A 13,607-nucleotide genomic window follows, 5' to 3' on the forward strand; every position below is an offset into this window, starting at 1 on the left:
CGTATTATTCGATTGAACTGTGTATTAAAAACTGGTCTCACAGAAAGTCGCGATTAGTTGGGATAGATGAATTCATTGGTACTGAGCAACGCATGCGTGAAGTCGGTTAACGCCAGCAGTCGCGGTTCCGCCTTCTTCTCCGCGGTATAGGACTGCTCATGCTGTTTGATAAATTCGACTGAGATCGCCGTTTCACTGGCGGTCGGCTGACGTCCCAATGCGATCTGATAGGCATCCGCGACTGCCCGCTCCAGCGAGTCTGGCTGCTGCTGGATACGCTTGGCGAAGGACTTCGCACTCTCGCGGATAAAGTCGGCATTCATGAACAACAGGGCCTGCGGGGCGATAGTGGTGCTCGAGCGTTGACCGATGCTGACCAGTGCTTCCGGGGCATCGAAGAGCTGCATCATTGGAATCAGCTGACTCCGTTTGATTTTGAAATAGATACTGCGACGCTGGTTGTCGGTCTTCAGCGAACCGGGACCGTACATGGTTGTATCCAGCCGATCGCCGACATACAGAATCGAATCACGAATGGCTTCCCCTTCCAGACGCTGAGGTGTACGACGCCAGTGCAGCTTGTTTTCGGGATCTATCTTTGCTTTGTCTGCAGCGAAGTCGGTTGACTGTCGATACGTAGCGCTGAGCATGATCTCTTTGTGCAGCGGCTTGAGGTGCCACTGGTGTTTGATGAGCTGGTTCGCCAGGAAGTCGAGCAACTCTGGATGTGTGGGGCGTTCCCCCTGCAGACCGAAGTCGTTCGGCGTGCTGACGATGCCGGCTCCCATGTGATGCTGCCAGAGTCGGTTCACCAACACCCGGGCCAGCAGGGCACCGGCACCCTGATTGGTATCGGTCATCCAGTTGGCCAGTGAAGTGCGTCGATACGAGGTGGTCGCTGACTGCGGAGGTTCTTCAATCCACTTCTGTTCCTGCCCGGGGTTTCTCATCAGTACCTGCAGGAAACCCTGTTCGGCGACTTTCCCCTTTTGATCGGTATCACCCCGCGTCAGGTAGTATGTGACGTCGAAGAAGTCTTTCCCCTGACTGTGGTGCCGGACCGGTTTGATTTCGGGGCCTTCACTGCAGATCATGACTTTCGTCAACGCGGGCTGAGGTTCTGTTTTCAGATGCTGTTCGACCTTGCCGGACAACGCAACCCACTCGGAATCCTGTTCGCGATAGTATCGCTTGAGAATCTGTTTCAGTCCTGCATTCAGCTTCTTCAGGTCTCCCTGCGCTACAAACTGCAGGGCCTGGGCCAGCTGTTCAGGGCTGCCAGTTCCTGTTTTGACAGGGGGGGCACTCGCGCTGCTGACCGAAAACCGCGGGTGTCCAATGCTATGATTCACATTGTTGGTGAATGACATGGTGATTGTTAGCTCGGTTTCGCCTGTGAACTCCAGCGGCTCTTTCAGATCGAAAACAATCGCCTGGTCCTTGCCGATTCCACCCAGGTCAACCGCCCAGCCGGATCCGTATTGCCCATCGATGGCGCTGGCTGCAGAGAGAGTGGTCTGGTTCTGCTCGTGCGTCGCACGGGCGTTGGTCAGCTTCAGGTCCTGGCTCTTCGCCTCTTTCTCATTCAGTGATTTGGCTTTGACCTTAAATGCGGTTAGCGAAAAGTTGCCGTTCACCGCGCGACCGGGGCCCTGGTGGGGCAGGCTGCGATGTGTCAATGTTTCCAGGCGAATGGAACGCAGGGGACTCACGCTGGTTTTCAGGCGGAATGTGTAGTGATCCTGGTTGATATTCGGGCCACTGACCAGGATCGAGCCATCTTCTAGTTTTTCAAAGCGGGCTTTCCCCTTGGATGAATGACTGGAGACTTCGGGAACAATCCACTGATCCAGCTGACTGCGGTCGACTTTACCCTGCGTGAGCCACTGTTTGAACTGCGGGTTGAGCTGATTCGCTTCATAGTCGCGCAACGCTTTGACCAGTGGCGCGTGTGCCTGGTCAAAGGCGGCTTTCTCTCGCTGATATTTTTCGGGATCGAGATCGATTTCAATCTCGGTGCGGACGGTCGTGGTGAATGTCGAGAGCATCCGGTAGTAATCGCGGGTGGGGATGGGGTCAAACTTATGATCGTGGCAGCGGGCACAGCCGACGCTCAGTCCCAGCATGGCCAGACCGGTGGTGTTGAGCATGTCATCCAATGCGTCATAGCGGGTGCGTTCTACTTCATTGGCCGTGATCTGGGTTGGAAAAACACCTGCGCCCAGAAAGCCCGTCGCCATCAGTGCCAGTGGATTTTCAGGAGCGATTTCATCCCCCGCCAACTGCCAGCGGACAAATTGATCGTAAGGCATGTCCTGGTTGAGGGCCTTGATGACAAAATCGCGATAGTGATAGGCATAGTTGCGGTCGTAGTCGTGTTCGAAGCCGTGGCTCTCTGCGAAACGGGCGATGTCGAGCCAGTGCCGTGCCCAACGCTCTCCATAGCGGGGGCTGTCGAGCAGCCGATCGATCAGTTTTTCATAGGCGTCGGGACTCTGGTCTGCCAGGAATTCTTCGATTTCCGCGGGTGTGGGGGGCAGGCCGATCAGGTCGAAATAAGCGCGGCGGATATAGGTGCGTTTACTGACCTCTGCGTTGGGGGTTAAACCTTTGGGTTGCTGGGCAGCGATGATAAACTGATCGATCTCATTGCGGGCCCGGTCGTTAGATTTCACCGTCGGGACGGCAGGTTGACTCAGCGGCTGAAACGACCAGAACTTTCGATCTTCGTCTGTTACTGCGAGTGGGCCGGCTTCTGCTTTGTTGCCGGTGGCCAGCGGTTTGTCGTAGGGAGCGCCCAGATCGATCCATTTCGAGAGGCTGGCAATCTCTTTGTCGTTGAGCTTCTCCTCCTTGAGCGGCATGTAGGGCTCTTCGCGGTGTTCGACCAGAGCCATCAGGTAGCTCTCTTTGCCGGTCTTTTCAATCATACCGCTGTCGAGCAGCTTCTTACGGGTGGAGAGGTCAAAGTCTCCTTTGACAGACTGGCCCCCATGACATTTCAGACATTTCGCAGCCAGCAGGGGGCGGATTTCTTTCTTGAACACCTCCAGTCCCTGCTGCATTCGTTTCGCGTGGTCAGCCGGGAGCACTGGTTTCTTTTCCGCGGCGGTCAGTACGCTGCTGGACAGGCTGGCGATTAACAACATGAGCGCGATGGTAAAAATTCGCATCAATGCCTCTTCGTCTGGAAGTTTCAGCGGGAATGAAGTTCTGGTATGTCAGGTCTCTTTAGCTATATCACAATAGTGGAGCCGGGAAATCAATTAAGAACCTGGTTTTCCGGCCTGGTACAGTCTGGAAATCTCATCTGCGGAAAGTGCCCGACCAAACAGGGCAAACTCATCCAGGCGGCCATTCAGACTGCGGATGCTGTGTGCGCCCGAGTGATTCTGGGGACGCCAGTTTCCGATTTCCGCAGGGCCAATGATCAACGGGACCGGCTTTTCGATTTTATGATGACTGACGGGAACGCCGTCCAGGTAATGTACGACTTCGCGTTTCTGATGATCGTAAACTGTGACCAGGAAAATCCAGCGGCCCAGGTCGGTAGGCTGCAGGACGACGGGGGAGAAAAAGTTCTTCACCTCGCCGGTATTCACGCCGAGAATGATCTCCCCTTTGTCACTTAACTGCCAGTGGGGATTACCGGGTTGGAAGCCATCGGTCAGCATCAGAGAGCTCAACCAGCGGTCGAAGCCTTCGATACGAACCCAGGCCATAAATGTGAGGGACTGGTATTCCCCCGGAATCTGCAGCCGTACACGGTCACTGGTTCGTTTGAATTCGAGTCCCTGTTTATCGGGCCAGCGACCTGAAGTCCACTGGCAGCCGACAATCGCGCCATCCGTCGCAGAGGACAATGGCTGTCGGGCTTTGTTCTTCAGTGTCCGGACCCAGTTTGATGGCTCTTCAAAGTCATAATAGGCGAGCAGGCTCGGATCTGTCTTGAGGCGCTGGTTCTGCTCACGCCAGTGTGATAACTGTTGCTCTTGCTGACGGGCCGCGAGTTGAGAAAGTTCTTCCAGGTCGATCAGCGGTCGGATCGCTTCCTGTAACTCGTTCAGAGTTCCCTGGGCATCGAAATTGACTCCTTCTCCGGTAGTCAGGCTCTGCAGCGGTGGAGCACTTTGCTGCTGGTTGGCAGCGTGCAGTTCGACCTTGCCATCAATGACCTGCACCTGTCCGTTCCCGGTTTCATCCAGGGAGAGGGTAAATTCCGTACCCAGATCAACCACATTCAGTCGGGAGGTGGCGACGGAAAATCCCTGAGCCTGCTCCGGAACAGAGGCTCGCACCTTTCCGTATTCACAGAATGCTTTAAGGGGTGAGATCAGCTTGATCGCTGCGGGACCTTCGATGAGCACCGAGGCGCCGCTGATCATCTCGACCTGAATCGTACCGCTTTTCAGTTTCAACCAGCCGGCCGACAGACCGGCACCGGCCTGGAGATCGCGGGGTGTTTCCCACTCAACGCCCACGGCCTGGGTGAGCAGAGCGATGTGATCGGTTTGCGGTTCACTGGCGGCGGGAGAGTTCTCAGAGGATTTCGTTTCCGGAATATTAACGATTTGTGACTCTTGTCCGGATCCAATGCTCCAGCCAGCGTAATAGGAGAGCGACAGCAGGAGGGTTGCTGCGACGACAGAGGAAATTAGCAAGAGGACAAACCGAGAGGCATTCCACTGGGAGTCCGTTCGCGTCTCAACATGCTGTGGAACCCACGGATCGGCGTCTCGTGTCTCGGCGGTCCAACTGGCCAGACCGGAGTGCACTTGCAGATAGTCAATGTAGACCTGACGCTGGTCGGCGTCCTTTTTGAGAATTTGCTCCAGCTCCATCTGTTCAGATTCGCTGATGGTTTCCTGGAGCAGGGCATCGATCAGCTGAACGGTTCGATTGTCGGAAGAAGGGGGTGAATTCATGAGCCTGCCTCCGTGGATGGTAGTGACTGCTGCATGCAGTCCATGAGTTTCAGACGCAGACGGGCGAGCTTTTTGTAGATCGCATCTCGGGAGCGGCCCAGCTGATCAGCGACTTCCTGAATCGTCTGTGGGCCATGGTAACAGTCGAGAATCAGTTTTCGGTTCTCATTGTCCAGTTTCTGAATGCAGTCCTGCAGAGCCTGTTTCCGCTGTTCTGACTCCGGCAGTGACTTATTCTGCTGGGCTGCGATCAGCGAGAGGACTTCATCGGAGAAATAATGACGGTCCCGGCTCTGAACCCGTTGGAAGTTCTTCACCTCATAGAAAGCGATCCCGCAGGCCCAGGCAGCAAAACTCTGAGAGGTATCGAAGGTCTGGCATTTACGCCACAGGACCAGGCAGGTCTGTTGGAAAACATCTTCCGCGTCGGTCTGGTGCGGCAGCAGCGTACCGATAAAGCCCCGGATCAGGCTGTGATGCCGGGCCAGCTGAGAGACGAAATGCTCATCGGGCAGGGCGCCTGCCGTCATTTCAGGCTTTTCGGTTGTATCTCGGTTTGAGTCCATACTGATAATCGTACACAAGCTCGGAGATTGGACGGTCTAAAAAGGGATTTTTTCCCGACGGGAACGGATTCAACGTCTCTGCTGTTGTATAAGTCCCTTTTTTATATTGCTTTATAAGAATCTTGATTATATCAGTCCTTTCTGCGTTATACAGAAGAATTGATTCTTCCGGCGACAGAATGACTGACAGACAGTTGTTCAACAGTTGCGACCTTTGAGGCTGTGCTTCTTTGCGGTGGTTCGATTTAATACAAACGATTCTTTAGACGCGGAACGTTTTCAGAACTGTCCCGCATTCTAGATCGAATCACAAATCTCGCTGGTCGCGCCACTTGCGAGTTTACGGTAGAACGGGTACTCTCCTTGAGTTATCATTTAACATTTCACCCTGCGCGGCGGTCTCTGCCGGGCAGCCTGTAATCTTCGTGACAACATACATCGATCAGAGTGGTATCAATTAATGGATGATCAAAGCCGGATTGTCATTACCGGAATTGGCCTGACAGCTCCAAATGGCAATAACCTGGAGGAATTTCGGCAAAGTCTGCTGGCAGGACGTTCGGGTGTTGTAGATTACGACATTCGTTACATGGGGCATGTCCTCGCGGGTGTCTGTGATTTCGATGAACTGCGTTATCAGAAACGTAAAGAAGTCCGCCGGGGTACACGTGCGGGCTCCATCGCTGTCTACTGTGCGAACGAAGCCGTCAATCAGTCCGGCCTCGACTGGGAAAATGTCGCCCGCGACCGCGTCGGCGTTTATCTGGGCATTACAGAGCACGGCAACGTCGAGACCGAGAACGAAGTCTACGAGATTTCGCAGTTCGACTACGATACAAAAGTCTGGTCGCACCACCACAATCCCCGTACCGTGGCGAATAACCCGGCTGGGGAAGTCACGTTGAATCTGGGTATCACCGGTCCGCACCTCACACTCGGTGCTGCCTGTGCTGCCGGGAATGCTGGATTTATTCAGGGCGTGCAGATGCTGCGGCTGAATGAAGTCGATATGGCCCTGTGTGGTGGTGTTTCTGAGAGTATTCACACGTTTGGAATCTTCGCCAGCTTCCAGAGCCAGGGCGCTCTGGCCGTCAATGAAGATCCGACCAAAGCCTGTCGTCCCTTCGACGTGAACCGGAACGGGATCGTCGTCGCCGAAGGGGGCGCGGTCTGCACTTTGGAACGTCTTCCCGACGCATTGGCACGTGGAGCCACCATTTACGGTGAAATCGTCGGCTACGCCATGAATTCCGATGCCAGCGATTTCGTGCTCCCCAACTCCTCGCGTCAGGCAGAATGTATTCGGCTGGCCCTCGATCGGGCGGGGCTGGAACCTTCCGATATTGATATCCTGAGCAGTCATGCCACCGCCACCCACCAGGGAGATATTGAGGAAGCCAAGGCACTCGCTTCCGTGTTTGGGGATTGCCCCAATCTGGCGATTAACAACACCAAGAGCTTTATCGGCCATGCGATGGGCGCTGCGGGGGCTCTCGAACTGCTGGGGAATCTGCCCGCCTTTGATGATGGTATCGCGCATGCGACTTTGAATCTGGATGACCTTGATCCGGAGTGTAAACTCTCACAGATCGTAGCCAATGAGCCACGACAGATGGAACAGGTTGAGTGCATTCTGAATAACTCCTTCGGGATGCTGGGAATCAATTCGGTTCTGATTGTGAAAAAGTACGCTACCTGAACTGAACGGTAGACATACCCCGCTTTTCCACTCTGCGCAGTCTGATTCTCTGCCTAAACTGAGCTTCCTTTCGTAATTAAGCCGCTCCTGTGCAGATTTTCTGAAAAACTCTGTGTTCTTATGACCTGAGTCGGTTTAAATCTCGGTTTCAATCAAGTTATAGTATTTTCCCCGAGGGGCGGGTTTTTGTTTCCCGGCTTCTAGCGGGGAGGGTGTTGGTTTGCTATAAGTGGCTTCCCCTCTCAGGGTTTCGCGGCGGATCTGTACATATCGCCGCTGGAAATCGACGTTACAGGATTTTAGAAAGTTTGGAGTTTCTGCATGGCGCCGGAACAAATCAGATCGGTTATCTTGGATATCTTGGCTCGAATTGCTCCCGATGAAGATCTTTCGGAACTAGATGATAGCGTTCCTTTTCGGGATCAGATGGAACTGGACAGCATGGACTTTCTGGATATCGTCATGGAGCTGCGAAAGCTCTATCGCGTGCAGATTCCGGAAGAAGACTACGGCGAACTGGTAACCATGGACAGCACCGTGACCTACCTGACTCCCCTCCTGAAGGATGCTGAAAGCACCGTCTGATTCTCCAACCTTCCCGACGCCATGACCTACGATTCGATTATTATTGGTGCCGGCCTTTCCGGGCTGGCTGCAGGAATCCGACTGGCGTACTATGGGAAGCAGGTGTGCATTCTCGAACGGCACACCACCATTGGCGGATTGAACTCCTTCTATCGCCTGCGCGGTCGCAATCATGATGTCGGTCTGCACGCCGTCACCAACTATTCGCCCCCAGGCGGAAAACGGGGCCCGCTGAATAAGATTCTCAGGCAACTCCGTTTTCAGTGGGATGACTTCGACCTCAGCCCCCAGTGTGGCTCTTCGGTCGTTTTTCCCGGGCATACTCTGCGATTTAATAATCAGTTTGATTATTTCGAAGCCCAGATCGCCGAACAGTTCCCCAATCAGATCGACGGCTTCCGGCGACTCGTCGCGGATATTGACTCTCACAACATCGGCGATCTCGGACAGACCTGGATCTCGGCCCGCAAACGCATGGCCGAACAGATTTCCGATCCGCTGCTGATCAACATGCTGCTCTGCCCGCTGATGTTTTACGGCAGTCCCTCGGAGCACGATATGGACTTCAACCAGTTCGTGATCATGTTCCGCAGCATCTATCAGGAAGGCTTTGCCCGCCCCTACAAAGGCGTGCGGCTGATCCTTAAAAACCTGGTCCGCAAATTCAAAGAGCTCGGCGGTGAACTCAAGCTGCGTGCCGGCGTTCAGCAACTGCTCACCGACGGTCAGCATGTGAACGGCGTCATGCTCGATGACGGGCAGATCCTCCAGGCTAAAAACGTGCTTTCCTCGGCTGGATCCGCGGAAACACTCAAGCTCTGTGGAGCTGACGTCACTGCAGATGAACGTTTTACGCCGGGGGAAATATCGTTTGTCGAAACGATCTCCGTGCTCGATCAACAGCCTGCGGAATTCGGACACGAGGAGACGATTGTCTTCTACAATGAATCGGAAGACTTCTACTACGAGCAGTCCAAAGAACCCGTCGACGTTCGTAGCGGCATCATCTGCTCGCCTAATAATTTCGAGTACGATCAGCCACTTGAAGAGGGCTCGATCCGCATTACGGCTCTCGCGAATCCCGATTACTGGATGAATCTCCCTGAGGATAAGTACGTCGCCGAGAAGAAATACTGGTACGATCAGATTCTCGAGTCCTCGATGCGTTACATCCCCGACTTCCGACCGCATGTTATCGATGTGGACACGTTCACACCCCGCACCATTAAGAAGTTTACCGGGCACATCAACGGCTGTGTGTACGGGGCGCCACAGAAAATCCTGGATGGTACCACCCCCTTCGATAACCTCTTTCTGTGTGGCACCGATCAGGGCTTCCTCGGCATCATCGGTTCGATGCTCTCCGGGATCAGCATTGCTAACCTGCACCTGCTGAACGCGAAGTGAGCCGATTCCCGGTTTTCTGACATGCTGTACCTCTGCTTCACTGTGCGATAAATCCGCTATTTCTATAACTCTACGCCTGCGAATTGTCACACTTTTGTCACAGTATTCTCTTTTACTCTGGTATAGTAGACAAAGCCCCTGATTTTCGATAAACAGGAGAAGCAATGTTGTCATCTTACGCCCGGGCATGAGTCCCTTCATGGTCCCGTTTTTTCTTCTCTGCTGATTTAAATACGACGCTGAATTATTATGGCCAAAGACTTTTTGAAAGACGCAAAAGACGAATACGATGTCATCGTCATCGGTAGTGGTCTGGCAGGCATGACCTCCGCCAATATTCTGGCCCGGCAGGGGTACTCCGTGCTGCTGCTGGAACATCATTACCAGCTGGGAGGCATGGCCACCTGGTTCAAACGGCAGAACGGGCACATCTTTGATATCTCTCTCCACGGCTTCCCCTACGGCATGCTCAAGAGCTGTCGGAAATACTGGACCCAGGAGATCGCAGATAACATCGTCCCCCTGCGAGGCGTCCGCTTTGAAAATCCGCAGTTCTCGCTGGAGACCACCTTCACTCGTGATGACTTCACCCGCCTGCTGATCGAAAAATTCGGCATCGAATCCGAAACCGTCAAGAACTTCTTTGACACTGCCCGCAAGATGAACTTCTTCGATGATCAGGGCAAAACAACCCGCGAACTGTTCGAAGAGTTCTTCCCCGGCCGCGATGATGTCGTCCGCCTGCTCATGGAACCGATCTCCTACGCCAACGGTTCGACTCTCGAAGATCCCGCGATCACCTACGGCATCGTTTTCTCGAACTTCATGCAGAAGGGCGTCTACACCTTCCGCGGCGGTACCGATCACCTGGTCAAGCTCATCAAGGCCGAAATGGAACGCAACGGTGTCGATGTCCGTATCCGCACACAGGTCGAGAAGATCGAAGTCACCCCCGACCGTCGTGTGACCGGCGTCGTGGTCAACGGACGTCGCATCGGCTGTAAGGCCATCATGTCCAACTCGAATATCAAAGGCACCATCCTCAACCTCGTGGGCGAAGAACATTTCGATCCCGAGTACGTCGAGGAAACCAAAGCCGTCCGCCTCAACAACAGCAGTACCCAGGTCTATATCGCTCTCAAGCCGGGCGACGAACTTGATTTCTGTGGCGACCTGCTCTTCCATTCCGAGCACAAAGGCTTCGACATCAAAGCCATGCTCAGTAAGGAGGTCAGTAGCCGCACCTTCTCGTTCTACTATCCCGAGACCCGGCCTGGCAGCGAACGCTCCCTGATCGTCTCGTCGACCAACGCGAATTTCAGCGACTGGGCTAATCTTCCCGACGACCAGTACGAAGCCGATAAGAATCATCTCATCGAGACGACCCTCGACTGCCTCGAACAGTACGTTCCCAACATCCGCGAACGTGTGGACCATCTCGAAGCTTCCACCCCGCGGACCTTCCAACGCTACACACAGCACCTGCAGGGAGCCTCGTTCGGAACCAAGTTCGAAGGTCTCAAGGTCAGTAAGGAACTGCCCGAACAAATCGAAGGCCTGTACCATGCCGGCTCGGTCGGAATCATCATGTCGGGCTGGCTCGGCGCTGTGAACTACGGCGTGATCGTCAGTAACGACGTCGATAAATACCTGACACCCGCTGCCGCCAGCATCTGAACCGCCGCCCCTGTTCGCACAGACCCGCTCACACAATAGAAACGGATTGATCTCGTGAATCTGGATGAAATCAAAGCCTGTATTCCGCACCGGGAACCTTTTCTGTGGCTCGATGAAGTCGTCGCGCTGGAAGAAAACAGCATCCACGCCCGCAAGTTCGTCTCACCCGACCTGGACCTTTTTCAGGGACACTATCCCGATCACCCGGTTCTGCCTGGCGTGATTCTCTGTGAGGCCGCGATGCAGGCTGCCGCTGTCTTCATCGCGAAGACAGATGCCCCGTCCAGCGACAAAGTACCCGTTGCTACCCGGCTGAACAACACCAAGTTCCGCCGGATGGTCAAGCCGGGGGAGACGATTGATATCCAGGTGACTCTCAGTGAAAAAATGGGCGGTGCCTGGTTCTTTACCGGCAAGCTCTCGGTCGGCAAAGAGACCGCTGTCCGTCTCGAATTCGCTGTGACCGCAGCCGAGGCTTAAAAAGAAACGCTCAACGCGTCGCTTATTTCTCCGCGGACTGATCTTCAATCCGATACAGGAAATGCTCGGTGCGCAGGATCAACGACTTACCAGCGACTGCCAGCGATGCCACACAGCCTTCCTCCAGCTGGTTCGCGGCCAGTTCCTTGTATTCTTTACCGGGTACAAACACCCGCGTGACTCCTTCACGGTCCGGAGCATAGATCTTCCCATCTGCATAAATCGGAGAGGCCGAAAACGAACTGCGGTCCATCCGTTCTTTCCAGACCAGCTTGCCAGAGTCCTCGGCATCCAGGCACGACGCGATGCCCTTATCGTCGATCATATAGATCAGGCCGTTGATCAGCAGTTGTGACGGCTTGGAAGGAATCCCCTTCTGCTCGACCCATTTCACGTGCGAATCAGTCACGTTCCCTTTACCACCCGGATTGACCACGTACAGGTGCGCTTTCGGGAAACCGGTACCGACGTAGATCTTCTCACCATCGTACAGCGGGCGATTCGCAGCGGAGTGCTGGGGATAGTAGAACTTCCAGTACTCTTCTCCCGTCAGCGGGTTATAGGAAACAGTTGCTTTCGCTGCCGGGCTGATCAGCTGCACGCGTCCCTCGTATTCAATCACCCGGGGCGTGGCGAATGCTTTTTTGGAATCGCCATTCTTGGTTCCATATTCAATGTCGCGATCTTTTTTCCACACCTCTTTGCCGGTCTCTTTATCCAGCGCGACGATGTACTGGTAATCGTAACCATCATACTGCAGGATCAGCAGGTTCTGGTAAATGATGGGTGACGACCCCGCACCCCGCCAGTGATTGCAGGGATAATCGCGGCGTTCCCAGAGGATATTTCCGTTCTTCGTATCCAGGCAGGCGGTTCCATAGGCACCGTAATGCACATAGATCCGTCCCTCTTCGATGATCGGTGTACTCGAGGCGTGTGAATTACTCGGATCAATATACTGCGGCTTCTCCACATCGAAGATTTTCTTATCGATCAGAATCTTACCTGTGTTGAAATCGACACAGACGACTCCCAGCTCTTTTCCGTCCTTGGTTGAAGTCGTGACCCAGACCTGATCTTTCCAGACCACGGGAGACGACCAGGCCCGCCCGTGAATCGGCGTCTTCCAGACGATATTCTCTTTCTCGCTCCAGGTCGTGGGGAGTCCGGTCGCTTCCGATGTACCATCCGCATGAGGGCCCCGGAACTGGTTCCAGTAAGGTTCCTCAGCCGAGACACGCGCCGGAGCAGTTAGAACCAGAGCCAGCAGGCAGGCAGCGGAAAACAGACATCGTAAGTGGGACGCAGACATTACGGAATCCTGTATCGAAGTAGAAAATCGGGAAGGAGATCGAGATTCGATCGGACGACGAAACGCCGCCATATCGGGGGATAATAACTAAAGGAAGTTAACGTGCAGGCCTTGTTTCCTGCCTCATTCTGATTATAGAACTCGGCACACCCGATGCAATTGTAAACCGGCTTCAATCTGTTTCTGAGGATTCTTTACGAACGAACTCGACGTCGATGATATCCTCTTCCTTCACGGTGCTCTGTGTACTGCCGAAGTCTTGAAAGCCGGCGTGGCTCGAATGAAAGCTCGCATGACTCTGGACTTGCAGCATCGCTTTCTTGCGGAGCCATTCCCCGATATGCACCTTGAGCAGTTCGCGAACAGGGGGAATCAGTAATGCGAATCCGAGCATGTCTGTCATGATGCCAGGGGTGATCAGAAACGCCCCCGCGATCAGAATCATCAGACCGTCCAGCACAACGCCTGTCGGCTGCTGTCCCTGAACCAGATTCACTTGGATCTTCTTCCAGGCCTGCGCACCCTGTTTGCGTGCCAGCCAGGCACCCAGTATTCCCGTAACAACAACCAGGCCAAACGTGACGGTCGGACTGGTCAGCGAACTGAACCAGAGCAACAGCCAGAGCTCGGCCAGGGGAATCAGCGTGAATAACAGAAACAGGCGAAACAGCACAGTCGGCCACCAGGAAAAAAGTTACTAAATGCGAGGCACCGGTGTTCATTCTATACCAAACCGACGCCGCTGAACATCCCCACCTTTCGAGACGGGGACTCTCTTTTTTCTGAAAAACGAAAATTCTCATAGGCCCACAATCGTAAAAAATAGAACGTGTGAACGTGCTCAAAGGATCAAACACAGTGCATAAAAATCACTTGATTCACACCTGCCGAATCGTATGTTGTTTGTTTCTGGCTCGCGCGCGAGGCGGGTACTCTCCGCACTGATCTTGCAGAAC

10 protein-coding genes are annotated in these 13,607 nt (G+C 54.2%); 5 read left to right on the top strand and 5 right to left on the bottom strand.

The features are described 5' to 3' along the window. Positions 1–53 precede the first annotated feature (53 nt). The 3 genes from RID21_RS28950 to RID21_RS28960 all read right to left on the bottom strand — a co-directional run bounded on the left by RID21_RS28950 (position 54) and on the right by RID21_RS28960 (position 5,491). The gene (locus RID21_RS28950; protein WP_350195054.1) at positions 54–3,173 is read right to left on the bottom strand and encodes a DUF1549 domain-containing protein; all 3,120 of its coding nucleotides are present in this window, start codon (positions 3,171–3,173) and stop codon (positions 54–56) included. A 93-nt stretch (positions 3,174–3,266) separates the two neighbouring features. Further along, a complete protein-coding gene (locus RID21_RS28955) occupies positions 3,267–4,925 on the bottom strand; it encodes a LamG-like jellyroll fold domain-containing protein (RefSeq protein ID WP_350195056.1) in 1,659 nt (552 codons plus the stop codon). Next, on the bottom strand, positions 4,922–5,491 hold the full coding sequence (locus RID21_RS28960) for a sigma-70 family RNA polymerase sigma factor (protein ID WP_350195058.1): 570 nt from the start codon (positions 5,489–5,491) through the stop codon (positions 4,922–4,924). The genes RID21_RS28955 and RID21_RS28960 overlap by 4 nt, the downstream gene beginning before the upstream one ends. A 460-nt stretch (positions 5,492–5,951) precedes the next feature. On the opposite strand from RID21_RS28960, the gene RID21_RS28965 reads away from it, so the two are divergent. The 5 genes from RID21_RS28965 to RID21_RS28985 all read left to right on the top strand — a co-directional run bounded on the left by RID21_RS28965 (position 5,952) and on the right by RID21_RS28985 (position 11,339). Further along, positions 5,952–7,190, top strand: a complete 1,239-nt coding sequence (locus tag RID21_RS28965) for a beta-ketoacyl-[acyl-carrier-protein] synthase family protein (protein WP_350195060.1) — start codon at positions 5,952–5,954, stop codon at positions 7,188–7,190. A gap of 321 nt (positions 7,191–7,511) precedes the next feature. Further along, complete coding sequence (locus tag RID21_RS28970; protein ID WP_145041949.1) at positions 7,512–7,775, top strand: acyl carrier protein; 264 nt, start codon at positions 7,512–7,514, stop codon at positions 7,773–7,775. 21 nt (positions 7,776–7,796) lie between these two features. Further along, on the top strand, positions 7,797–9,182 hold the full coding sequence (locus RID21_RS28975) for a phytoene desaturase family protein (protein WP_350195062.1): 1,386 nt from the start codon (positions 7,797–7,799) through the stop codon (positions 9,180–9,182). Positions 9,183–9,431: 249 nt separating this feature from the next. Beyond that, positions 9,432–10,859: a phytoene desaturase family protein gene (locus RID21_RS28980; protein WP_145187510.1), complete on the top strand. Its 1,428-nt coding sequence runs from the start codon at positions 9,432–9,434 to the stop codon at positions 10,857–10,859. Between the two features lie 54 nt (positions 10,860–10,913). Further along, on the top strand, positions 10,914–11,339 hold the full coding sequence (locus RID21_RS28985) for a 3-hydroxyacyl-ACP dehydratase FabZ family protein (protein WP_145041946.1): 426 nt from the start codon (positions 10,914–10,916) through the stop codon (positions 11,337–11,339). Between the two features lie 22 nt (positions 11,340–11,361). Here RID21_RS28985 and RID21_RS28990 read toward each other — a convergent pair whose 3' ends face one another. Both RID21_RS28990 and RID21_RS28995 read right to left on the bottom strand, forming a co-directional pair. Further along, on the bottom strand, positions 11,362–12,651 hold the full coding sequence (locus RID21_RS28990) for an outer membrane protein assembly factor BamB family protein (RefSeq protein WP_350195064.1): 1,290 nt from the start codon (positions 12,649–12,651) through the stop codon (positions 11,362–11,364). A gap of 172 nt (positions 12,652–12,823) precedes the next feature. After that, complete coding sequence (locus RID21_RS28995; RefSeq protein ID WP_145187501.1) at positions 12,824–13,324, bottom strand: FxsA family protein; 501 nt, start codon at positions 13,322–13,324, stop codon at positions 12,824–12,826. Positions 13,325–13,607: the final 283 nt, after the last annotated feature.

The organism is Gimesia sp. (assembly GCF_040219335.1).
In the GTDB taxonomy this organism is placed as follows: domain Bacteria; phylum Planctomycetota; class Planctomycetia; order Planctomycetales; family Planctomycetaceae; genus Gimesia.